At 66.8% G+C, this 21,725-nt stretch carries 17 protein-coding genes and 1 riboswitch; of the genes, 8 read left to right on the forward strand and 9 right to left on the reverse strand.

Translation table 11 applies throughout. From position 1 onward, the window contains the following. Positions 1-191: 191 nt before the first annotated feature. Genes ACSSV8_RS17480 through gpmI form a run of 3 tightly spaced genes read right to left on the reverse strand, consistent with a single transcriptional unit; the run spans position 192 to position 4,186 of the window. Positions 192-1,532 carry a S41 family peptidase gene (locus tag ACSSV8_RS17480; RefSeq protein WP_354539427.1) on the reverse strand — a complete coding sequence of 447 codons (1,341 nt, stop codon included), beginning with the start codon at positions 1,530-1,532 and terminating at the stop codon, positions 192-194. A 3-nt stretch (positions 1,533-1,535) separates the two neighbouring features. Then, positions 1,536-2,675 carry a murein hydrolase activator EnvC family protein gene (locus ACSSV8_RS17485; protein WP_454283298.1) on the reverse strand — a complete coding sequence of 380 codons (1,140 nt, stop codon included), beginning with the start codon at positions 2,673-2,675 and terminating at the stop codon, positions 1,536-1,538. Further along, on the reverse strand, positions 2,672-4,186 hold the full coding sequence (gene gpmI / locus ACSSV8_RS17490; protein ID WP_354539425.1) for a 2,3-bisphosphoglycerate-independent phosphoglycerate mutase: 1,515 nt from the start codon (positions 4,184-4,186) through the stop codon (positions 2,672-2,674). The genes ACSSV8_RS17485 and gpmI overlap by 4 nt, the downstream gene beginning before the upstream one ends. Before the next feature lie 183 nt (positions 4,187-4,369). Here gpmI and ACSSV8_RS17495 point away from each other — a divergent pair, with 183 nt between their 5' ends. Together ACSSV8_RS17495 and ppk2 are read left to right on the forward strand one after the other, a co-directional pair. Beyond that, positions 4,370-4,822 carry a hypothetical protein gene (locus ACSSV8_RS17495; protein WP_454283299.1) on the forward strand — a complete coding sequence of 151 codons (453 nt, stop codon included), beginning with the start codon at positions 4,370-4,372 and terminating at the stop codon, positions 4,820-4,822. Positions 4,823-4,925: 103 nt separating this feature from the next. Further along, positions 4,926-5,858, forward strand: a complete 933-nt coding sequence (gene ppk2 / locus ACSSV8_RS17500) for a polyphosphate kinase 2 (protein ID WP_354539423.1) — start codon at positions 4,926-4,928, stop codon at positions 5,856-5,858. A 9-nt stretch (positions 5,859-5,867) separates the two neighbouring features. Here ppk2 and ACSSV8_RS17505 read toward each other — a convergent pair whose 3' ends face one another. Further along, on the reverse strand, positions 5,868-6,608 hold the full coding sequence (locus ACSSV8_RS17505) for an ABC transporter permease (RefSeq protein WP_354539422.1): 741 nt from the start codon (positions 6,606-6,608) through the stop codon (positions 5,868-5,870). Next, the gene (locus ACSSV8_RS17510) at positions 6,605-7,339 is read right to left on the reverse strand and encodes an ABC transporter ATP-binding protein (protein WP_454283300.1); all 735 of its coding nucleotides are present in this window, start codon (positions 7,337-7,339) and stop codon (positions 6,605-6,607) included. The genes ACSSV8_RS17505 and ACSSV8_RS17510 overlap by 4 nt, the downstream gene beginning before the upstream one ends. Before the next feature lie 35 nt (positions 7,340-7,374). Continuing rightward, a riboswitch (TPP riboswitch) is annotated at positions 7,375-7,473 on the reverse strand. A 102-nt stretch (positions 7,474-7,575) separates the two neighbouring features. Here ACSSV8_RS17510 and ACSSV8_RS17515 point away from each other — a divergent pair. Both ACSSV8_RS17515 and ACSSV8_RS17520 read left to right on the forward strand, forming a co-directional pair. Continuing rightward, positions 7,576-8,178, forward strand: a complete 603-nt coding sequence (locus ACSSV8_RS17515; protein ID WP_354539420.1) for a heme NO-binding domain-containing protein — start codon at positions 7,576-7,578, stop codon at positions 8,176-8,178. Then, complete coding sequence (locus ACSSV8_RS17520; RefSeq protein ID WP_454283301.1) at positions 8,175-9,230, forward strand: diguanylate cyclase domain-containing protein; 1,056 nt, start codon at positions 8,175-8,177, stop codon at positions 9,228-9,230. The genes ACSSV8_RS17515 and ACSSV8_RS17520 overlap by 4 nt, the downstream gene beginning before the upstream one ends. Here the strand turns inward: ACSSV8_RS17520 and ACSSV8_RS17525 are convergent. Then, positions 9,203-9,628: a c-type cytochrome gene (locus ACSSV8_RS17525; protein WP_354539418.1), complete on the reverse strand. Its 426-nt coding sequence runs from the start codon at positions 9,626-9,628 to the stop codon at positions 9,203-9,205. The two genes, ACSSV8_RS17520 and ACSSV8_RS17525, sit on opposite strands and share 28 nt — an antisense overlap. Before the next feature lie 131 nt (positions 9,629-9,759). Beyond that, a complete protein-coding gene (locus ACSSV8_RS17530) occupies positions 9,760-10,848 on the reverse strand; it encodes a hypothetical protein (RefSeq protein WP_454283302.1) in 1,089 nt (362 codons plus the stop codon). Between ACSSV8_RS17530 and ACSSV8_RS17535 the strand changes: the two genes are divergently transcribed. Then, complete coding sequence (locus tag ACSSV8_RS17535; protein ID WP_454283303.1) at positions 10,849-11,823, forward strand: transglycosylase SLT domain-containing protein; 975 nt, start codon at positions 10,849-10,851, stop codon at positions 11,821-11,823. On the opposite strand, the gene pepN is transcribed toward ACSSV8_RS17535, so the two are convergent. After that, positions 11,820-14,372, reverse strand: a complete 2,553-nt coding sequence (gene pepN / locus ACSSV8_RS17540; RefSeq protein WP_454283304.1) for an aminopeptidase N — start codon at positions 14,370-14,372, stop codon at positions 11,820-11,822. The two genes, ACSSV8_RS17535 and pepN, sit on opposite strands and share 4 nt — an antisense overlap. Positions 14,373-14,479: 107 nt before the next feature. Here pepN and ACSSV8_RS17545 point away from each other — a divergent pair, with 107 nt between their 5' ends. The 3 genes from ACSSV8_RS17545 to ACSSV8_RS17555 all read left to right on the forward strand — a co-directional run bounded on the left by ACSSV8_RS17545 (position 14,480) and on the right by ACSSV8_RS17555 (position 17,098). Further along, on the forward strand, positions 14,480-15,958 hold the full coding sequence (locus tag ACSSV8_RS17545) for an FAD-binding domain-containing protein (protein WP_454283305.1): 1,479 nt from the start codon (positions 14,480-14,482) through the stop codon (positions 15,956-15,958). Then, positions 15,959-16,144 carry a DUF2256 domain-containing protein gene (locus ACSSV8_RS17550; protein ID WP_354539413.1) on the forward strand — a complete coding sequence of 62 codons (186 nt, stop codon included), beginning with the start codon at positions 15,959-15,961 and terminating at the stop codon, positions 16,142-16,144. It abuts the gene before it with no gap. 177 nt (positions 16,145-16,321) lie between these two features. Further along, the gene (locus ACSSV8_RS17555) at positions 16,322-17,098 is read left to right on the forward strand and encodes a gamma-glutamyl-gamma-aminobutyrate hydrolase family protein (protein ID WP_454283306.1); all 777 of its coding nucleotides are present in this window, start codon (positions 16,322-16,324) and stop codon (positions 17,096-17,098) included. 4 nt (positions 17,099-17,102) lie between these two features. Here ACSSV8_RS17555 and ACSSV8_RS17560 read toward each other — a convergent pair whose 3' ends face one another. Then, on the reverse strand, positions 17,103-21,725 hold the full coding sequence (locus ACSSV8_RS17560; RefSeq protein ID WP_454283307.1) for a Hint domain-containing protein: 4,623 nt from the start codon (positions 21,723-21,725) through the stop codon (positions 17,103-17,105).

Here is a 21,725-nt window from a genome sequence, read left to right on the forward strand (position 1 = left end):
ATTGAAGGGAGTTTGACGTTGCAGAAGCGCCCGCCCGGGGGGCGGTCGGGCGCTCGCGCGGCGGCGTGCAAGCACGCCTTGATTCCGCGCGGGGGTTACGTGACGGAGGTCCCCTTCAGCCCAATCGCCCCCCGCCAGACCCATAAAAAACCCCGCGCGATGGCGGGGTTTTCCGGGGTGTCGTGTCCGGTTTACTCTTGGCCGTTGCCGCCCATCACGGCGAGGCCGCGCAGGATGTCGACCGCGTAGGCAAGCTGGTAATCCTCCTCGCGCAGCTTGGCCACGTCTTCGGCACGCTTGCGCTCTTCCTCGATCTGGCGGATCTCGTCCTCGCTCAGGCTGTCATTGCTGAGCCGTCCGCGCAGATCGGCCTCCGAGCGCGAAGGGCGGTTCGTTGCCTCGGGCTCTTCGGTCGCGGGGGTGCGGCGGGGCTGTTCGACGACGATATCGGGGCTGACACCAAGCGCCTGGATCGACCGGCCCGAAGGGGTGTAGTAGCGCGAGGTCGTCAGCCGCATCGCGCCATTGCCCCGAAGCGGCATGACCGTCTGCACCGACCCCTTGCCAAAGCTTTTGGTGCCCACCACGATCGCCCGGTTGTGATCCTGAAGCGCGCCCGCGACGATTTCCGAGGCCGACGCAGAGCCGCCGTTGATCAGCACGACGATGGGCTTGCCCTGCGCCAGATCGCCGGGGGTGGCGTTGAACCGCTCGCCATCCTGCACGTTGCGCCCGCGGGTCGAGACGATCTCTCCCTTGTCGAGGAACGCATCCGAGACCTTGATCGCCTGCGTCAGAAGCCCGCCGGGATTGTTGCGCAGGTCGAGCACGATGCCGCTGATCTTGTCGATTCCGCCAAGCGCCTCGGCCTGTTCGTTGAGGCTCGATTCGAGATTGCTGAAGGTCTGGTCGTTGAAGGTGGTGACACGCAGCACCACCGCATCGCGTTCGGTGCGGGCCCGCACGGCCGTCAGCTTGATCGTGTCGCGGATGATCGACACGTCGAAGGGTTCTGCCGTGCCTTCGCGCACCACGGTGATGACGATCTCGCTGCCCACGGGGCCGCGCATCCTGTCCACCGCCTCGTTGAGGGTGAGGCCGAGCACGCTTTCGCCATCCACATGGGTGATGAAATCGCCAGGTTCGATCCCGGCGAGATCGGCAGGGGTGCCGTCCATCGGCGAGACCACCTTGACGAATCCATCCTCCTGCGTGACCTCGATGCCGAGGCCGCCGAACTCGCCGCGCGTCTGCACCTGCATGTTCTCGGCGTCGTCGGGCGAGAGATAGCTCGAATGCGGATCGAGCGAGGTGAGCATCCCGTTGATCGCCGCCTCGATCAGCTTGCGGGTGTCCACATCCTCGACATATTGCGCGCGCACCCGCTCGAAGATGTCCCCGAAGAGGTCGAGCTGCTCGTAGACCGAGCTTGACTGCGTGTTTTCCTGCGCCAGAAGCGGCGCGGCCACCTGCGTTGTCACGACCGCGCCGGTCAGGATGCCGGCGGCGGTGGCCATCAGGAATTTCTTCATCTCTCAACCTTCCTTGTCGGTTTGGAACCACGCGAGCGGATCGACGGGTTCATTGTCTTGCCTCACTTCGATATAGAGCGTTTCGCTGCGCGTGGCACCCCCTTCGGTGCGGGTGGCGGTGGCCAGCAGATCGCTGCCGTCTCCGGGCCCGCCCATCAGGCCCACGGGGCTGCCGCCGGGAAGCACTTCGCCGATGCGACCGTAAACGATGTCAAGCCCTGCGAACACCATGAGAATCCCGCTCTGCGGTTCCAGGATGATCACATTTCCGTAGTCGAGCAAGGGGCCGCGATAGCGCAACGTCGCGGGCACCGGGGTGGTGACAAGCGCGCGCGGGCGTGTGGCCAGGACGATGCCGGGGCGGGTGACGCCTGCCGCATCCGCCTCGTTCGCGCGGCGCAGGATCACGCCCTCGACCGGCAGGGGCAGTGTGCCCTTGCGGCTCTCGATGCCCGGAAGGCTTCCGGGGGCCTCGTCCACGGCGATTTCGCTCAAGCCAGAGGCAAAGCCCTCCAGCGTCTCGGTCGAGGCAATCAGCAGCGCGGTGCGCACCGGATCCTCGGTAAAACGGCGCGGCAGGTCCTCGCGCGCGGCAATCGCCTGACTGAGCCGGGTGCGCGCGTCCTGCACCCCCTCGAGCCCCTCGGCCAGGTTTTCGGCGGCGCTTTGCTGAAGCGCGCGCAGGACGGCGATATCCTGCACCTTTTCGCGCAGATCGAGCGCGCGGGCGTCGAGCGCGGGGGCCACCTCGGAGAGGATCATGCCCGCCCGTGCCGTGCCCACCGGGCCCGAGGGGTGCAGCATCAGCACCGGCACGGGCGCGCGGCCCATGGTCTGCAACACACCCAGAAGCCGGGCGGTTTCATCCTCGCGGGCGCGCAGTTCGGCCAGCAGCACCTCTTCGCGCAGGGCGGCGCGGCGCAGCCCCTCGCGCATCGCCTCGAGCCCGTCCTCATAGGCGCGGATCACCTCGGTGAGGGCCTTGACGCGGTTGCGCGCGCCCTCGGCCCGCCCGAGCGCCTCGGTGGCGAGGCTGAGCGCCTCGGCGGCGGCGCGCGCATCGGTGGCGGGGTCAGAGCCCTGCGCCGGGGCGACCCCCGGAAGCACAAGCGCAAGCGCGAGGCAGGCCGCGCGCAGCCTCATGCCAGAAGGCTCCGGCCGGTCATTTCGGGCGGCTGTTCCAGCCCCATCAGCGCCAGCAGCGTGGGCGCGAGATCGGCCAGCCGCCCGCCTGTCCGCAGCCGCGCCCCCGCGGGCCCGCCGACAAGAATCACCGGCACCGGGTTGGTCGTGTGGGCGGTATGCGGCCCGCCGGTCTCGGGGTCGATCATGGTCTCGCAATTGCCGTGATCCGCTGTCACGATCATCGCGCCGCCGGTCTTTTCCAGCGCCGCGACCGCCCGGCCAAGCCCTGCGTCCACCGCCTCGCAGGCGGCCATGGCCGCGCGCAGATCGCCGGTATGGCCCACCATGTCGGGATTGGCGTAGTTCACCACGATGAGATCATACCGCTCGGCAATCGCGCCGCAGAGATGGTCTGTCACTTCGGCCGCCGACATCTCGGGTTGCAGATCATAGGTCGCCACCTTGGGCGAGGCGGCCATGTAGCGGTCCTCGCCGCGTTCGGGGGTTTCGCGCCCGCCATTGAGGAAAAAGGTGACATGGGGGTATTTCTCGGTCTCGGCGAGGTGGAATTGCCGCAAGCCCTGTTTCGACACCCACTCGGCCAGCGTGTTGACGATCACGCGCGGCGGAAACACCGTGGCGAAATGCGCGTTGAGCGTTTCGGAATATTCCACCATGCCGAGCCGCGCCGCCCAGTCGGGCATGGCCTCGCGCGCAAATCCGTCGAAGGCGGGATCGGCCAGCGCACCGAGGATCTCGCGCGCGCGGTCGGCGCGGAAATTGAGGCAGAAGAGCCCGTCGCCGGCGGCCACGCCCGCATAGTCGCCGATCACCGTGGCGGTTATGAATTCATCGGTCTCCGAGCGGGCATAGGCGTTGGAGACGGCCATGCTTGCTGTGCGCGTGCGATGACCCTCAGCCGCGACGATGGCGCGATACGCCTCCTCCACCCGCTCCCAGCGGTTGTCACGATCGAAGGCAAAGTAACGTCCCGTGACGGTGGCGATGGTCACGCCCTCGGGCAGCATGCAGGCCAGCCGCTCGAGATGGGTGCGCGCCGATTTGGGTGCCACGTCGCGCCCGTCGGTGATCGCGTGCAGCATCACCGGCACGCCTGCGGCGTGGATCGCCTGCGCCGCGGCCGCGATATGGGTGATGTGCCCGTGCACGCCGCCATCCGAGACAAGGCCCAGAAGATGCGCGCGCCCGCCGGTCTCCTTCAGCCGCGTGATGAAATCCTGCAGCGCCGTCATGCGGGCGAAACTGCCCTCCTCGATGGCAAGGTCGATCTGGCCCAGATCCATCGCCACCACGCGCCCCGCGCCGATATTGGTGTGTCCCACCTCGGAGTTGCCCATCTGCCCGGAGGGCAGGCCGACATCCGGCCCGTGCGTGATCAGCGTGGCATGGGGGCAGGTGGCCATCAGCCGGTCCATGGTGGGGGTCGCCGCCAGATAGGGCGCGTTGGCCTCGGTGGCCGCGCTCAGCCCCCAGCCGTCGAGGATGCACAGGACAACGGGTCTGGTCATGGCGACTCCTGCCTTGGTCTGGCGCCCTTCTAACGTGGCGGGCAGGCGGGGGAAAGCGGGTAAGGGGCTGGGTGCGACGCCATGGCGGCAGCGCCCGTGCCCCGTGGGGGGCGCAGCATCTTCACAAAATCACCCCAATAATCGGGCAGCGTGCCACCCGGATCATCATTTCGGGAGAGACCCATGTCGTCTCATGCTCTGGAGCCCCGCCCCGTCTGGGGCTTCGCCGGTCTGCTGCTCGGCATTCTGGCGGTTTTCATCGTCGCGTTGCATGTCTCGAGCCTGCTCGAGCCAGCCGAGACAAGCACGGCCACAAAGATCGGCGAGTTCGCGGCCGAGATCCGCAAATCCGCGACCCGTTCGATACTCGGTCAGCCGCAGCCCGCGCCGGAAACGCCTGCGATGGGACTGGCCGAGGTCCTTGCCTATGCCGCGCCGGTTCTCGCGGTGCTTGCGACGATCCTCGGCGCGATCGGCCTCTTTCGGCGCGAACCCCGGACGCTGTCGCTGCTGGCGCTCGGCTTTGGCACCGGGGCGTTTGTCGTGCAATTTGCGATGTTGATTGCGCTGCTGATTGCCGGGGCGTTCATCATGGTGGCGATCCTCAACAATCTGGGGTCGATCCTCGGGGAATGATCCCGAGCGGATTTGTGACAGTTTCTTGACACGCATCAAGGCGGGCGGCCCTGCAAAAGGTTAGGATCGGGCTTATCAATCCAGATCGTCAGGGAGTGTGTGTATGACCGAGACCGCCGCCAACACCGAAGCCCTTACCGAAACCGCCCCTGAAGCGATCTCTGCGCCCGGATCGGCACAGCCGGCGGTGGCCTCGCTCCGGCAGGCGTTCGAGAACGGTGATTATCCCTATGAGACCCGCCTCAGCCGCCGCAGTTACGAGGCGCAGAAAGCGCGGCTTCAGGCCGAATTGCTGAAGGTCCAGCTCTGGGCGCAGGAGACGGGGCAGAAATTCGTGCTGATCTTCGAGGGGCGCGACGCGGCCGGCAAGGGCGGCACGATCAAGCGCTTCACCGAGCATCTCAACCCGCGCGCCGCGCGTGTCGTGGCGCTCAACAAGCCCTCGGACGTGGAGCGCGGGCAATGGTATTTCCAGCGCTATATCGAGCATCTGCCCACGGCGGGCGAGATCGTGCTCTACGACCGCTCGTGGTATAACCGCGCAGGCGTGGAGCGCGTCATGGGCTTTTGCGAGCCGCATGAATATCTCGAGTTCATGCGCGAGACACCCGAGTTGGAGCGGATGCTGGTGCGCTCGGGCATCCGGCTTTTCAAATACTGGTTCTCGGTCACGCAGGGCGAGCAGCGCACCCGCTTTGCCAGCCGCGAGACCGATCCGTTGAAACTCTGGAAGCTGAGCCCCATCGACAAGGCCAGCCTCGACAAGTGGGACGATTACACCGAGGCCAAGGAGGCGATGTTCTTTTACACCGATACCGCCGACGCGCCCTGGACGGTGGTCAAGTCCGACGACAAGAAGCGCGCGCGGCTCAACTGCATGCTGCATTTCCTGAATTCGATCGACTACCCCGGCAAGAATCGCAAGATCGCCCATGCACCCGATCCGCTGATCGTATCGACGGCGCAGCACGTTCTGCACAAGTCCGACCACATCCTGGGCAAGTCGCTGCATCCCGACGCGCGCGCCGGGCGGTGAGGGCGCGGCTCAGGTCGACCGGCTGTCAAGCCAGCGCCGACACCCGGCGTCGACCGCGCGGTGCAAGAGCAGCGTGAAGACCGCCAGCACGATGAGGGCCGCGAACATCAGGTCGATCTTGGCGCGCCCGTTGGCCAGCAGCATCAGATAGCCAAGGCCCTTTGACGCACCCACCCATTCGCCGATGATCGCGCCGATCGGAGCATAGACCGCCGCCAGCCGCAGCCCCGAGGCAAGTCCGGGCAGGGCGGCGGGCACGCGGATATGCCACATGAGCCGCGCGGGGGTCGTCCCCATGACGCGCCCAAGATCAAGAAGCGGCTGCGGCGTGCGCATCAGCGCGTCAAAGAACGCCGACGTGACGGGAAAATAGATGATGAGCAGCGCCATGGCGATCTTGGAGGCAAGGCCATAGCCCAGCCAGAGCGTCAGGATCGGCGCGAGGGCAAAGACCGGGATCGCCTGCGAAAACACCATCATCGGGCGAATGAGCCGACGCGCGACCGGCGAGGCGGCAAGACCGATGGCCGAGGCCCCGCCCAGCACCGCGCCAAGCGCCAGCCCGATGAGCACCTCGGCGGCGGTGATCAGGCCATGTTCGGCGATGAGCGCGCGGCTGCTCCAGAGGGTCTCGGCCACGCGCGCGGGGCCCGGCAGGATGAAGGGCGGCAGGGACGCCAGCACCACCAGCGCCTGCCACAGGCCAAGCGCCAGCGCCACCGTGCCGGCAAGGATCAGGGCGCGGTTCATGCGCCTGTCCCGAGGTCGCGCAGCCGCGCCAGAAGGCTCCCCTGAACGGCGAGGGTGTCGGGATCGTCGACCGCACGCGGGACCGGGCCGGGGGGCGGCGCGACGGTCTCGAGACCGGCCTCGGACAGGATGTGGATGGCGTGGCCCATCCGCGCGGCCTCCCCGGGATCATGGGTCACCATCCACACGGTCCGCCCTGCCAGATGCGCGGCGGCGAGGTCCTGCATCTGCGCGCGCGTGCCCGCGTCGAGCGCCGAAAAGGGCTCGTCCAGAAGGACAATGGGGCGGTCCTCCATCAATGTGCGCGCAAGGGCCACGCGCTGCCGCTGTCCGCCCGAGAGGGTATGGGGACGCTTGCGGGCGTGCGGGCCAAGGCCCATCCGGTCAATGATCGCGCGGGCGCGGGGCAGGTCGGGCGATTGCCCGCGCAGCCGTGCCCCGAGCGCCACGTTTCCCAGCACGTCGCGCCACGGCAGCAGGTCCGCGCCCTGTGCCATGAGCGCGATGCGCCCCGCAAGCGGCCGCCCGTCAGAGGCGGATATGCAACCCTCGAAGCGCGTCACCTCGTCAAGCCCTGCCACAAGCCGCAGCAGCGTGGTCTTGCCCACGCCCGAAGGGCCGAGCAGGCAGGTGATCCGCCCGCCCTCGATCTCGAGGCGCAAGGGGCCAAACAGCCGCTCCGCGCCGATACGGGCGGTGCCGTCGATCAAAAGCGCGGGGGCGGCGCACATGGGCGGTCCTCGGTCAGGGGCGCGCAGGGAGGGGGGCGTGGGCGTGCTCCGTTCCCTCCGCCGGTGCGAGCCGGATCAGGTTCGATGGGTTGGCGCGTGCCTCTCAGCCCTTGCGGGCACCCCAACGGATGCGCGCTGCGTAGCATCGCGGGCGCGCCGGGGCAAGTTTTCCGGCACGCGTTCAGGTTTTGTTAAAGAACGCTTGCGATACTGTGCCCATCGGCGTGGAGAGGGATATGAACGGGTTGATCAACCGCGCGCTCGATTGGTTCGTGCGCGACACGTATGGCGAGGCGCTCCGGCGGGCGCTGGTGGAGGCGCTGTCGCTTGGCGAGGCGGCGTTCGAGCCGCTGATGCCCTGCGCGCCGGAGGTGACCGAGCGGCTGCTCGCGGCGCTGGCCGAGCGGGTGGGGCGCGCGCCCGAGGAGGTGCTGGAGGATCTGGGCACCTATCTGGTCTCGCAGCCGCGCACCGAGGCGGTGCGCAGGCTCTTGCGCTTCGGTGGCGTCGATTTTCTCGATTTCCTGCACTCGCTGGAGGATTTGCCGGATCGCGCGCGTCTCGCCATGCCGGATTTTGCCCTGCCCGAAATCCGGCTTCATCCCGAGATGCCGGGGCTTTACCGGATCGAGGTGGGGGCATGCCCGCGGGCGGGGCTTCCGCTCGGTCCGGTGCTCGTGGGGATGCTCCGGGCGATGGCGGATGACTATGGCGCGCTGGTGCTGATCGGCTCTCGGGGCGCGGATGCCCGGCGCGAGGTGATCGAGGTGCGGTTGCTTGACGCCGCCTTTGCCCACGGGCGCGCCTTTGATCTCGGCGCGGGGCCGGTCGTGCGATGACCGCGGTCGCGGCGCTTGACGCGATGCTCGCGCGGCTTTGCCCGATGTTCGCCCTTGTCGGGCCGACCGGGCATGTGCTGGCCGCCGGGCCGACGCTGGCCCGGGTCCTGGCCCCGCGCGAGAGTGTCGGCGCGCGGTTTCTGGAACTGTTCGAGGTGCTGCGACCGCAGAGTGTCGACACCATGGCCGGGCTGGCTGCGCTGGAGGGGGCGCGGCTCCGGCTTCGGCCACGCACGGGCACCTCTCATGTGCTCAAGGGCGTGGTGTGCCGCCTGCCCGGGGACGGATCGCTTGGCCCTGCGGGCGGCGTGGTCCTCAACCTTTCCTTCGGCATTTCGGTGGTCGAGGCGGTGCGCGATTACGCCCTGACGGGCGCGGATTTCGCGGCGACCGACCCAACCACGGAAATGCTCTACCTGCTCGAGGCCAAGAGTGTGGCAATGGAGGAATCGCGCCGCCTCAATCACCGACTGGAGGGGGCGCGCCAGGCGGCACAGGAACAGGCGCTCACCGACCCGCTGACCGGGTTGCGCAATCGCCGCGCCTTCGACCTTGCGCTTGCGCGACTTCGGGAAACGGACCAACCCTGCGCTTTCCTGCATCTCGATCTCGACCATTTCAAGCAGGTCAACGATACCCAAGGCCATGCGGCGGGGGACCTGGTCTTGCGCGTGGTGGCGCGGCGGATGCTCTCGGTGGTGCGCGTCGACGACATCGTCGCGCGGGTGGGGGGGGATGAATTTGTCCTGCTTCTGCCCGGGATGACGGACAAGGCCGACCTTGATCCTGTCGCGAGGCGGCTGATTTCGGTGATCGAGGAACCGGTGAGCGATGGCGCGCGGTGCCATCGCGTTTCCGCCAGCATCGGGGGTGCCCTGGGCCGGATGCGGGCCGGTGACGAGGCAGAGGCGCTCATGGCTGTGGCTGATCGCGCGCTTTATGCCGCCAAGGACGCCGGTCGCGGTCGCTTCGTGATCGCTCCCGCGCCACCGGTCGCCTCCTCCGCCGCAGCCCGGCACGACGGTCAGGGGGTGGCAATGCGTTCCAGATAGGACCACACATCGCGCGCCTTTTCCGCATCGGGCAATTTGTAGGCCATCTTGCCCCGGGCGGTCGGATCGTCCAGATACGCCCGAAGAAATTCCGTCGCATCGCGCACATAGACGACAAAATCGGCCTCGTTCCAGCGCAAGCCGCGACGACCGGCCTCGATCATCGAGACCGAATAGTGAAATCCCGGCACACTGCCCGCGTGCCGTCCGATCACGCCATGCAGATTGGGGCCCGTCCGCCCGCCGCGTATGATGGTTCGCCCGCTTTGATCCGTCACGGTGTGACAGGCGCGACAATCCTCGAAGAGCTGTGCGCCGCGCTCGGGATCGGCGGCCGAGGCGGGGAGGCCGGGGCCGGTGATCCCGATCAGGCAGATCGCCCAAAGGTTGATTTTCATGATGATCCTTCCCGCGTGACCCTGATCAAGAGTTGGCACAGGCCTCGCAAGACACAACAGGCCATCGCCCTGCATCACAGGCTTGTCATGTCCTCTCACAACGATGTGTGCGGTTGTCAGGCGCGCAGGGGTCAGAGGGCGGGCAGCCGATACATGCCGGCCGACGAAAAGGCGAGCGATTTCCCATCCGCCATCTCCTCGGCAAAGCAGGCGGCAATCGTGCGCAAGGCGGTCTGCCGACCGGTTTGCAGCAAGGTTCGACGCGCAGGCAGCGCCGTGATGCGTCCCGGTTCCAGAACGGCCTGCGACCACAGGAGCGGGTGCAGCTCTTGCAGGTGATCGGCAATGAGCCAGCCAAGACAGCCGTGGATGGTGGCGCGCGCGCGTTCCTGCGCCGCGCTCATCCGCGTGCCGGACCGGCGCGGGGCCAGTGTCAGACCGCAAAAGGCGGCAAGAAGGTTGATCACGTGCTGATCGGGCTTGCGCTGCACGATGGCGCGCAACCCATCGGCGAAACAGGCCGCATCGACGGTGCCAAGCCCGCCCGGATCGAGCGTGAGCGCATCCAGCCAGACCCAGGCATAGCCGCCCTCCCCCCAGGCTGCGCCGGTGCGTGCCGCCGTGCGCCGCGCCTCGGTCTCGATCTCCTGATACGAGCCGAACCGCGCGGGCAACAGGGCCGCGCCGAGGGCGCGCATATGCGCGGGCGTCGCCGGATCGAGATTGATCAACCGGCCATAATCCTCGGCCACCCGCCGTCGTGGTGCGGGCCGCGCGGCCAGAAGGGCGCATTGCGCAAATGCGAGCGAGGGCGCGTCGAGGGCGGCGGCGTCAAGCGGGTCGAGCAGCGCCTCGGCGATCGCGAAATTCTCAAGGAACCGGACCTCTGCCTGTGCCACACCGCTGGTCCGCCAGGCGCGGCCGATATCGACATGGACCTGCGCCAACATGAGCGCGATGGGATAAGAGCCGGCGTGCTCGGTCATGACGGCATGGAGCGCCGCGAGGCCGGCCTCGTCCGGGTCACGGCCATCCGCGATGGCGTGCCCGGCGGCGGCGATGATATCGGCGCGCGCGCCTTGCGCAATGAGGCCCGAGACCATGTCGCCGCCGGGGGTTTGCAGGCGGTTGCGATCGGCCTCGGTGATCCGTTCGGCGAGAACCTCCCAATCCTCTTGCCGGGCACACCGCTGCCCGATGCCGAACCAGTGATCACGCATATGTTCCTCGTCGCTCATTGGCAGCGAGGGCAGCAAAATCCGTTTGCTCAGATCGTCGAGATCGGGTGGGCGCGCAAGCCCGAGACGCCGCAAGAGTCCGAGCAACGGAGCGTGTGCCCGTCGTTTCCGGGGCTTTCGGCGCTCGGTGATCTGCTGCGGCTCAAGGGGGGCGAAATTCATGACGTCTCCGACGGTCTGCATGCGATCCACGCTGCCGTGTCATTTCGGCCAAATCTGGGCGCGGCTGCGGTGATGCCGGGGAATTGGGCGGTGGGGATTGCCACGCGCGGCGCGCTGCGGCAGAGTTGCCCGATGAGATGGGTATTAGTGCTTGTCATGGCGTGGTTTTTTCCGACATCCGGGTTGGCGGAGCCGATTCCGGAGCCGCGCCTGCGCCCGCCGGAGGTGGCGCGCACCGGCACTATTCCGCGCACAAGGTGGGAGCATCGGCGCGATGCCGCGCTCTTCACCCGCTCGGCACTCTCGGCGCTCAAGGCGCATGGCGCGCCGCTTGTGGGCATGGTGCCGCGCGACGTGGCGGACTGGTGCCCGTCCTATCCGCAGGACGACGAGCGCCGCCGCCGTGCCTTCTGGGTGGGGTTTCTGTCGGCGCTGGCCAAGCATGAGAGCACCTTTGATCCGCGCGCGGTCGGCGGTGGCGGGCGGTGGTATGGCCTGTTGCAGATCCTGCCCTCCACGGCGCGCGGCTACGGCTGTCGGGCCGAAAGCGGCGAGGCGCTGCGCCACGGGCCGGACAACCTGTCCTGTGCGATCCGCATCATGGCGCGGACGGTGCCGCGCGACGGCGTGATTGCGGCAGGCGGCGGGGGGGTGGCCGCCGATTGGGGGCCGCTCAAGAGCGCCGCGAAACGCGCCGACATGCAGGGCTGGTTGCGCGCGCAGAGCTATTGCAAGCCGCTCTCGGCGGTGCGGCCGCGCGCGCGGCCTGACAGGTTGGCGCGTGTCACGGATTAGGCGGCGCGAATTCGGCCCAGCATTTCGGTGGTGTCGCGGCTGAGGCCGGGGGTGGCGAGGATGCGGTCAAGCTCTGCCGCGACAAGCGTCTGGCGCGTGCTGTCATAGCGCCGCCATGTCTCGAAGGCCGCGCACATCCGCGCGGTTGTCTGCGGATTGAGCGGATCCAGCGCGATGAGCATATCTGCCATGAGCCGATAGCCGCGCCCCGAAATATGGTGGAAACCGGCAGGATTCGCGGCGAGCGATCCCAGAACGGCGCGAAAGCGGTTGGGGTTGCGGAGGGTGAAATCGGGTTGCCGGGTGAGGGCCTCGGCGGTTTGGGCCGCCTGGTCGGGGGCCGCCTCCAGAACGCGCAGCCCGAACCATTTGTCCATCACCAGCCGGTCATGCGACCATTGGCGATAGAAGGCGTCGCTGGCCGCCGCTCCCGCGTCGGCGCGCAAAAGACAGCCAAGCGCCGCGAGTTGCTGGGTCATGTTGTCGGCGCGGTTGAATTGCGCCTGCGCCCGCGCGCCGCCGTCACGCCGCGTCAGCAGGCCGAGTGCTGCATTGGCCAGCGCGCGCGCACCCACCTGATCGGGATCGGGGCGGTAGGGGGCCGTGACTTGATGGCGGGCATAGAGATCGGCGAGTGTCGTCTCCATCGCCTTGGCGCGGACCTCGTCGAGTGCCTCGCGCGCCTGCCATATGGCTTGCGGGTCGGGCGTCTCTCCGGCGGCGTGGAGGGTCTGGGCCAGGTCGTCCTCGCTTGGCAGGCCAAGGGCGAGGGCGCGAAAGGCCGGGTCGAGCGTCTCGTTGCGGACCATGGCGTGCACGGCGTCGAGATAGGCCGGGTCGGGCGCGGCCCCCGCGCGGATCATCGCCAGAAGGGTCTCGCGCGCCAGCGCGCGCCCGGCCTCCCAGCGGTTGAACGGGTCGGTGTCATGGGCGAAGAGAAAGGCGCGTTCGGCATTGTCCGTAGCTCGTTCAAGGATCACCGGTGCGGAAAAATCCCGCAGGATCGAAGGGATGGGACGCGAGGCTAAACCGTCGAAAGCAAAGCTCTGACGCGGTTCGGTCATTTCCAGAACGGAGGTGCCGTGGATCTCGTCGCCATTGGGGCCAAGCAACCCGATGGCGATGGGAATGACACGGGGGCGTTTGACGGACTGGCCGGGAGTGGGCGGCGTTTCCTGTTCAAAATGAAGCGTATACGTGCCATTGTTGAAGTCGTCCGTGACGCGTAGCCGGGGCGTTCCGGCCTCTTCATACCAAAGCTTGAACTGCGCGAGATCGCGCCCGGTGGTCTCCTCGAAAACCTTCAGCCAATCCTCGATGGTGCAGGCCTGTCCGTCATGGCGGGTGAAATATAGGTCGAGCGCGCTTGCATAGGCGGCGTCACCCACAAGTCGCTTGAGCATGCCGATCAGTTCGGCCCCTTTCTCATAGACGGTTGCGGTGTAGAAATTGTTGATCTCGATGAAACTGTCGGGTCGCACCGGATGGGCGAGCGGCCCCGCATCCTCGCGGAACTGGCGCGCGCGCAGGGTGATCACGTCATGGATGCGCTTGACGGGGGCCGAGCGCAGATCTGCGGTGAACTGAGCGTCGCGAAAAACCGTCAGCCCCTCCTTGAGGCAAAGCTGGAACCAGTCGCGGCAGGTGATGCGGTTGCCGGTCCAGTTGTGAAAGTATTCATGGGCAATGATTGCCTCGATACGTTCGAAATTGGCATCTATAGAGGTCTTTTCAGTGGATAAAACGCAACTTGAGTTGAAAATGTTCAAGCCCTTGTTTTCCATCGCGCCCATGTTGAAGTCGTCCACGGCGACGATGTTGAAGATGTCGAGGTCGTATTCGCGCCCGTAGGCGTCCTCATCCCAACGCATGGATTTCTTGAGCGCCTCCATGCCGAAGGCGCATTTGTCCTCGTCGCCGGGACGCACCCAGATGTTGAGCGCCACCTCGCGGCCCGAGCGGGTGGTGAAGCGGTCGGGATGGGCCACCAGATCGCCCGCCACGAGCGCGAAGAGATAGCTGGGTTTGGGCCAGGGATCGTGCCACTCGGCCCAGCCATCGCCGGAGGCCACGGGATTGCCATTGGACAGCATCACAGGCAGATCGCTTTCGATGCGCACGGTAAAGACGGCCATCACATCGGGGCGGTCAGGATAATAGGTGATCTTGCGGAACCCTTCCGCCTCGCATTGCGTGCAATACATGAGGTTCGACATGTAAAGACCTTCAAGGGCTGTATTTTGTGCCGGGGCGATCTCGACCTCGGCCTCCCAGAGAAAGGGCGCGTCGGGCACGTCCGCGCGCAGCCCCTCGGGCGTTATCTCGGGCGCGACCTCGGCCCCGTCGATGCGCGCGGAAATCAGCCGCAGCCCCTCGCCATGGAGGAAAAAGCCGCGCTCCGCCGCCCCCGGGTTGGGGCGAAAGCGGATGCGGCTCTGCACGCGCGTGGCCTCCGGCACAAGACGGAAGGTGAGATGCACCTCGTCCACAAGCCACGCGGGCGGCGTGTAATCCTTGAGATAGACGGGCTGCGGCGTGGCGTCCTTCATCGGGCTCTCCTCATGCTTTGGGGGCAGGGTAAGCGCGTGCGCGCCGGGCTGCAACGGGGCTTTCCAAGCCGCGCGGCACGGCTATGTTGCCACCCATGGAAAGGCCGGTGATCTGTTGGTTCAAGCGCGATTTGCGGGTGGAGGATCACCCGGGCCTGGCGCGTGCCGTGGCGCTTGGCCCGGTCATTCCGCTTTATATTGTGGAGCCGGCGCTTTGGGAGGCCCCCGATGCCTCGGGGCGGCATTATGCGTTTCTGGCGGAGTGTCTGGATAGTCTGCGCGCGGGGCTTGCGGCGGCGGGGGTGCCTCTGGTGATCCGGGTCGGCCGCGCCGTGGAGGTGCTGGAGGGGTTGCGCGCGGCGCAGGGCGTGGGCGCGCTGGTGAGCCATGAGGAGACCGGCAATGCGCTGAGCTATGCGCGCGACCGCGAGGTGGCGGCGTGGGCGCGGGCGCAAGGGGTGGTCTGGCACGAGGTGCCGCACTGCGCGGTGGTGCGGTGCCTGCCGAGCCGGGACGAATGGAGCGCGCGGCGCGACGCCTTCCTGCGCGCGCCGCTTGTCCCGCCCCTTCGGGCGGGCCGCGCGGTGGCGGGGGTCGAGAGCGAGGGCCTGCCCGGTGCGGCGGCGCTTGGCCTTGATGATCCCTGCCCCGAGCGGCAAAGGGGCGGGCGACGCGCGGCCATCGAGCGGCTGGACAGCTTTCTGGCGACGCGCGGCAAGCACTATACACGCGCCATGTCCTCGCCGCTGGCCGGGGCGGCGGCCTGCTCGCGTCTTTCGCCACATCTGGCCTTCGGGACGCTCTCGGTGCGCGAGGCAGTGCAGGCGGGCGCGCGCGCGCCAGAGCGGCGCGGGGCCGATTGGGCGCGCGCGATGCGCTCGTTTCAGGCGCGGCTGGCGTGGCGCGACCACTTCATCCAAAAGCTGGAGGATGCACCCTCGATCGAGCATCGTTGCCTGCACCCGGCCTATGAGGGGCTGCGCCCGTGCGTTCCGGAGCCTGCGCGGCTGGCGGCCTGGGCGAAGGGCGAGACGGGGCTGCCCTTTGTCGATGCCTGCATGCGGTCGCTGATCGCGACGGGATGGCTCAATTTCCGGATGCGCGCGATGCTGATGGCGGTGGCGTCCTATCATCTCTGGCTGGACTGGCGCGCCACGGGGCCGGTGCTGGCGCGGTATTTCACCGATTACGAGCCGGGGATTCACTGGTCTCAGGTGCAGATGCAATCGGGCACCACGGGGATGAACACGATCCGCATCTACAATCCCGTCAAGCAGGGGCTGGATCAGGACGCGGGCGGCGCGTTCACGCGGCGCTGGCTGCCCGAGCTTGGCGACGTGCCCGACCGGTTCCTGCACCGGCCCTGGGAGTGGGAGGGGGCGGCGGGTCTGCTGGGCCGCCGTTATCCCGCGCCGGTGGTGGAGCCGATGGCGGCGGCGCGGGCGGCGCGAGAGGCGGTCTGGGCCTGTCGGCGGGCGCATGAGGGCGATGCCGAGACCGCCCGGATCGTGGCCAGACACGCCAGCCGCAAGCGCGCGCCGCGCCGCCGGACGCGCGATCCGGCGCAATTGAGCCTTGATCTCTAGATGGCACGGATGCGCCGAAAGCCGGATCTGCCGGTCAAGACCTGTGCGACCTGCGGCCGCCCGATGGTCTGGCGGCGCAAATGGGCGCGCGTCTGGGATGCGGTGCGCCATTGCAGCGAGCGGTGCCGCCGCGCGCGTGGTGTGGACGACATCGCCGCCGCCGACCGGGATGCAGATGGCCGATAAGACAGGCGACGCCGCCCACGAGCCCCAGTCTCGCGCAGGGAAGTGACCAAACCGTGCATGAAATCCGCGCAAATTCGCGCAACTGCACGAAAACCTGTGCGCGCGGTGATCTTTTGTTATTCCGTTTTGCCATATATTTGGGTCAAGGTTTCACGAACGACCAGAAAGACACGCATCATGGCCCGCCCGATCGTCGGTATCATCGGCAACCAGTATCAGATCGACAACCGCTATCCGACCCATGCGGGCGGGACGATCAATTCGTCGGCGGTGGCCGAGGTGGCGGCGTGTCTGCCGCTGATCATCCCCTCGGATCCGCGCTATGTCAGCGTGGCCGAGTTGCTGGAGGTGTGCGACGGCTTCCTGCTCACGGGCGGGCGGCCCAATGTCCACCCCGAGGAATATGGCGAGGCCGCAACCGAGGCGCATGGGGCCTTTGACCGGGCGCGCGACGCGATCACGCTGCCGCTGGTGCGCGCCTGCATCGAGCGCGGCCAGCCGTTTCTGGGCATTTGCCGGGGATTTCAGGAGGTGAACGTCGCGCTTGGCGGCACGCTGCACCCCGAGATTCGCGATCTTCCGGGGCGCGACAATCACCGGATGCCGCCCGACGGCACGATGGAAGAGCAGTTCGCGCTGCGCCACAAGGTGCGTTTTGCGACGGGCGGCGTGTTCCACCGGTTGATGGGGGCCGAGGAGGTGATGACCAACACGCTGCACGGGCAGGGGATCGTGCGCCCCGGGCGCGGTGTGGTTATCGACGGCTGGGCGCAGGACGGCACGCCCGAGGCGCTTTATGTCGACGGGGCAAAGGGCTTTACCCTCTCGGTGCAGTGGCACCCGGAATACAATGCCGCCAATGATCCGGTCAGCCGCCCGCTCTTTGCGGCCTTCGGCGATGCGGTGCGGGACTGGGCGGCGGGGCAGGGCGCGCCGCTGCGGCGCCGCGCCTGAGCGCTCAGATCTCCCACATGCCCAGACGGTCCTGCAAAAGCGCCGCCTCGCGCGCCTTGAGGCAGGTGCGCGCGGTTTCACGGTGCCGCCCCGGCGCGCTGCGCAATTCGGGGAAGACCGCGAACAGCTCCTCGCGGGCCGCGTCATCGACCGCCGAAAGGGCGGTATCGCCGGCAAAGAAGCTCTCGGTGGCGATGCCGTCGGCATAGATCACCTCGTGGCGGTCGAACATGACATGGACATAGGTGACTGCCGCACAAGGGCTGAACCGCACGTCGCGCCCGTTCACCAGATGCTTTGCGGCGACCAGAACTTCGCGCTCGCCAAAGAGCAGTTCCGCCTTGTAACCGGTGAAAAGCACGCGGTGCTGTGGTGAAACGATCAGCCCGCTGCCCCCCATCACCGACGGCGCGATTTCCACCGGCGTGAACCGGTCCGTGCCCGGCACGGTGCGCTGCCCGGTCCAGCGGACGTGCTGAGGCCCGTGATCGCGCGTGACCACCAGATCGCCGGGGCGCAGCGTCTCGACGGGCCGTTCGCCGCGCGGGGTGAGGATCCGCGCGCCGGGGGTGAAGCAGATGATGTTCTCGATCTCCGAGAAATTGACCACCACACCGTTGAACGTGAACGTCCCCGAAAGCCCGCCAGCCGTGTCGTCGGGATTGGTAAAGGTGATGTCGCCACGCCCGATCCCGGGCGTCAGCCGCAGCGTATCGCCGGCCGTCTCGCCGCCTTCGCCGCCGATGATGGTGATCGTGGCGGTATCGACCTCGCCCGGATCGCTCAGAATAAAGGTATCGTCGCCATCCCCGCCCTCGGCGCTGTCGCCCTGGCTGACAGTGATCGTGTCATTGCCTGTGCCGCCAAAGAGCGTGTCCGGGCCGATGCCGCCATCGAGGCTGTCATCGCCCGCATCGCCAAAGAGCAGGTCTGCGTCGTCGAGGCCGAAGATCGTATCGTTGCCCTCGCCGCCCATGACGGTATCATCGCCAAGGCCCGCTAGGATCAGGTCATTGCCCGCGCCTGCATCTATGACATCGTCATTGTCATTGTTGCGGCTGTCGGCATTGTCCACCCGGTCGCCTTCAGGGTCGCCGGTATAGCTGACGTCGATGGTGTCGTCGCCTGCCGTGCCCTCGACACTGTAATCGGGCTGGAAAATGCCCATGGCCGCAAGCGCGTCATGATCGGTGATCGCGGTCGGATCGACGCCAATGAGGGTAATGCTCTCGCCGCCCGGAAAGCTGAGGACGGCATTGCCATCAGGATCGCTGCCCACCGTCACATCGGCCACGTTGACCGGGTCGCCATTGGCATCGGTGAGGCCCGAGAGATCAAGCTGATCCCGGCCCGTGAATGTGCCGTCACCATTGTCGATGGGCGCGGCAAAGCCGGTAATCGTGTCGGCCCCGTCGCCATCGGCGAAGATCACGGTATCGACCGCACCATCGCCCGCTCCGACATCGAAGCTGTCATCGCCCGCGCCGCCATCGACGGTATCGGCACCGGCACCGGTGCTGACGCTATCGTTGCCGCCGGACCCCAGCACCAGATCGTTGCCAGAGCCGAGGATGATGGTCTCGATCTCGTTGAACTGCGCCGTTTGGGTGCCGTTCGAGAGCGTGCCCTGTTCGGGATTGCCCGGATCGCCCGCCGTGAGGTCAAGCACGGTATCCTGCGTGACCGCGCCCGCGTCGAGCGTGTCGCCGCCCGAGCCATTTGACCAACCGTCGATCGTGTCATTTCCGAAATCATCCTCCATCAGGATGAGATCGTCACCTTCTGCGGCAAAGATGAAATCGTCGCCGGTTCCGCCCGCGAGCGTGTCGTTGCCGCCACCCGCGCTGATTTCGTCATTGCCCGCGCCACCGTCGACAAAGTCCTCACCGTCATCGCTTCCGGCGAGAAGGGTGTCGTTGCCGTCACCGCCCATCAGCGTGTCATTCCCGACCGAGCCGTCGATGTAATCATCGCCCGCGCCACCGCTCAGGACGTCGTTGCCGAACCAGGACTCGATGCTGTCATCGCCCGCACCGCCGTCGATCGTGTCATCGCCCGTGCCGCCAAAGAGCGAATCGGCGCCGCCGCCGCCCAGGATCAGATCATTGCCGGCCTCGCCATGAAGTTCATCCGTTGCGACAGAGCCGATCAAAGTGTCATTGCCCGCCCCGCCATATGCGAGGTTGACATCGCTACTCGAGTCGCCGGCACCGGCGAAATTGTTGTTGTCATTGCCGGTGACGATCAGGTCGTCGCCCGCACCGCCAAAGATCGTGTCATTCCCGGCATTGCCAACCAGCGTGTCATTGTCATCACCGCCATACAGAAGATCGGCACCCCCACCGCCCAGGACAAGATCATCCCCCAGACCGGCGAACACGGTGTCATTGCCCGCACCCGCCTCGATCATATCGTCGTTCGAGCCGTCGGCAGCATCGCCCGCATCGACCATGTCGCCTTGCGGGTCGCCGGTATAGGCGGCGTCGATCAGGTCATCGCCTGCCGTGCCCTCGACGATGAAATCGGGGATGATCAGGTTTTCGATATCGGTATAATTGATGTTGGCCGTTTCAGCGCTGCGGCTCAGGGTGATTTGACCGCTGAAGCCCGGATTGCCGTTCGTTTCGGGGTTCTGGGTCATGCTGGAAACGGTCCAGCCATCCGCGATCAGCGCCGAAAGATCGAGCGTGTCGTTGTCCACACCGCCAGAGCCGCCATCGACGTTGACGTTGTAGACGCCGGTGGGGTCGGTGGCGGTAACGATGATCAGGTCGGCGTCGTCGCCCCCTTGACTGCTGTCATTGCCGCCCGAGGTGAGGATCGTGTCATTGCCCGCGCCGCCGAAGATGGTATCGGACCCGGTGCCGCCGTCGATCAGGTCATCGCCGGTCCCGCCGTCGATCACGTCGCCGCCGCCGCCGCCAAGGACCGTGTCATTGCCGCTGCCGCCCAGCAACGTGTCGCCGCCGTCGCGCCCGTCGATGAAATCGTCGCCCGCGCCGCCGTCGATGATGTTGGTGGTGGTGCCGCCGTCGAAAACGCCGTCGAACCCGATCAGCGTATCGTCGAAATCCGAGCCGATGATCCCGTCGACCCCTGACAGCACGTCGCCGGTTGCATCGCCGCCCGTGGCGGTCATGGTGCCGAGGTCGACGTTGACCGCCCCTGCCGAGGCGGAATAGTCAATCACGTCGAGTCCTGAGCCGCCGTCGAGTGTATCCGCCCCCGCGCCGCCGATCAGGGTGTCGTCGCCTTCGGCGCCGAACAGGCTGTCATTGCCCATGCCCCCGCTGAGAACATCATTGCCGATCCCGGCAATGAGCGTGTCATTCCCCGTGCCGCCAATGAGCGTGTCATTCCCCGCTTCGCCCACAAGACTGTCGTCGCCTGCCTGGCCCTCGAGCAGGTCGTTGCCGTCGCCGCCAAACACCGTGTCATTGCCGACACCCGCGCGCACCGTGTCGTTACCTGCGCCTGCCTCGACGAAGTCGTTGTTGCTGGCGTCGGAATGGTCGAAGCCGTCGATGACATCGCCCTCGGGATCGCCGGTATAGTCGGCGTCGATCAAGTCGGCCTCCGCGGTGCCTTCGACGACGAAATCCGGGGGCGTGGCCGTTGTTTCGATGGTGATGAAACCGGTGGCGGGATTGCCGGCGCTGTCCACCGTTGAATAGGTGAGGGTGTTCGATCCGATATCGCCATCGGTGGTCACGGTGATCGTGCCGTCGGCGTTCACGGTCACCTGCTCGCCCGTGTTCAGGGTGACCGTATCGCCGGGGATGACGGCCTTGTTGTTGATGTGGGTGATCGAGTGGCCGCTGCCCTGATCATTGGCCAGGATGTTGTGAACCTGCGTCGTGTTGGGCCCCTGGGCGAGGATGTCCTCTTGCGCGATGTTCGCGGTCTGGACCGAATTGCCCATGATCAGAAGGTTCGAATCGAGGCTGGCGTCACCACCGTCCGCGATACCGATGCGGATCGTGTTCTCCGCCCCCGCGGTCACCGGCGCGGTCAGCGACAGGATGACGGTCGAGCCGTCCATTTCCGTGTTGAAGGTGTCGGCGGTATCGGGGTTGTCCAGATAGAGGTTGGAATTCGATGTGTCATTGATCGTGTCGATCGAGACATTCGTGGTCGTCCCGCCGAACTCCAGCGGCACGAGGGTGCCATTGACCCACACGCCGACCGTGTCGTTCACGCCGCCATTGACGAATTCCAGATATTCCTCTGACGAAAACACAAGCTGCATCGTCAGCGTGTCGCCGACCGGAATGAACGTGGCCTCCAGAAACGCGCCATCGAAGGTCGCTTGCCCCGACACGTTGTTCATGTCCGCGTCGCCATCCACGCCGCCGGACGTATCCGTGGTGGTGTTGGAGCGAATGTTGGTATCCGTCGTGCCCGAGTTGTTGGTGATATCGATGGCTTTGCCGGTCGACAGGAGCACGCCGGTATCCGCCGGGCTGAGTTCGCCCAAGGTCGTGTTGCCGCCCGTATACGTGCCCGATGACAGCGGATCGCCGGAATAGGTGGCCGACACGACGGTCACCCCGTCGCCGAACATCGTGTTGGCCATGTCGAGCGCCGTCGCGCCCGTATTCACACTCAGTTCACTCGCTATCGGCAT

It is taken from the genome of Roseovarius sp. MBR-79, from assembly GCF_053628555.1.

Excerpts from the sequence above, each read along its gene's own strand:
- ACSSV8_RS17480 (WP_354539427.1), bottom strand. The coding sequence starts at position 1,532 with ATGAAGAAATTCCTGATGGCCACCGCCGCCGGCATCCTGACCGGCGCG.
- ACSSV8_RS17485 (WP_454283298.1), bottom strand. The coding sequence starts at position 2,675 with ATGAGGCTGCGCGCGGCCTGCCTCGCGCTTGCGCTTGTGCTTCCGGGG.
- gpmI (WP_354539425.1), bottom strand. The coding sequence starts at position 4,186 with ATGACCAGACCCGTTGTCCTGTGCATCCTCGACGGCTGGGGGCTGAGC.
- ACSSV8_RS17495 (WP_454283299.1), top strand. The coding sequence starts at position 4,370 with ATGTCGTCTCATGCTCTGGAGCCCCGCCCCGTCTGGGGCTTCGCCGGT.
- ppk2 (WP_354539423.1), top strand. The coding sequence starts at position 4,926 with ATGACCGAGACCGCCGCCAACACCGAAGCCCTTACCGAAACCGCCCCT.
- ACSSV8_RS17505 (WP_354539422.1), bottom strand. The coding sequence starts at position 6,608 with ATGAACCGCGCCCTGATCCTTGCCGGCACGGTGGCGCTGGCGCTTGGC.
- ACSSV8_RS17510 (WP_454283300.1), bottom strand. The coding sequence starts at position 7,339 with ATGTGCGCCGCCCCCGCGCTTTTGATCGACGGCACCGCCCGTATCGGC.
- ACSSV8_RS17515 (WP_354539420.1), top strand. The coding sequence starts at position 7,576 with ATGAACGGGTTGATCAACCGCGCGCTCGATTGGTTCGTGCGCGACACG.
- ACSSV8_RS17520 (WP_454283301.1), top strand. The coding sequence starts at position 8,175 with ATGACCGCGGTCGCGGCGCTTGACGCGATGCTCGCGCGGCTTTGCCCG.
- ACSSV8_RS17525 (WP_354539418.1), bottom strand. The coding sequence starts at position 9,628 with ATGAAAATCAACCTTTGGGCGATCTGCCTGATCGGGATCACCGGCCCC.
- ACSSV8_RS17530 (WP_454283302.1), bottom strand. The coding sequence starts at position 10,848 with ATGCGTGATCACTGGTTCGGCATCGGGCAGCGGTGTGCCCGGCAAGAG.
- ACSSV8_RS17535 (WP_454283303.1), top strand. The coding sequence starts at position 10,849 with ATGTTCCTCGTCGCTCATTGGCAGCGAGGGCAGCAAAATCCGTTTGCT.
- pepN (WP_454283304.1), bottom strand. The coding sequence starts at position 14,372 with ATGAAGGACGCCACGCCGCAGCCCGTCTATCTCAAGGATTACACGCCG.
- ACSSV8_RS17550 (WP_354539413.1), top strand. The coding sequence starts at position 15,959 with ATGGCACGGATGCGCCGAAAGCCGGATCTGCCGGTCAAGACCTGTGCG.
- ACSSV8_RS17555 (WP_454283306.1), top strand. The coding sequence starts at position 16,322 with ATGGCCCGCCCGATCGTCGGTATCATCGGCAACCAGTATCAGATCGAC.
- ACSSV8_RS17560 (WP_454283307.1), bottom strand. The coding sequence starts at position 21,725 with ATGCCGATAGCGAGTGAACTGAGTGTGAATACGGGCGCGACGGCGCTC.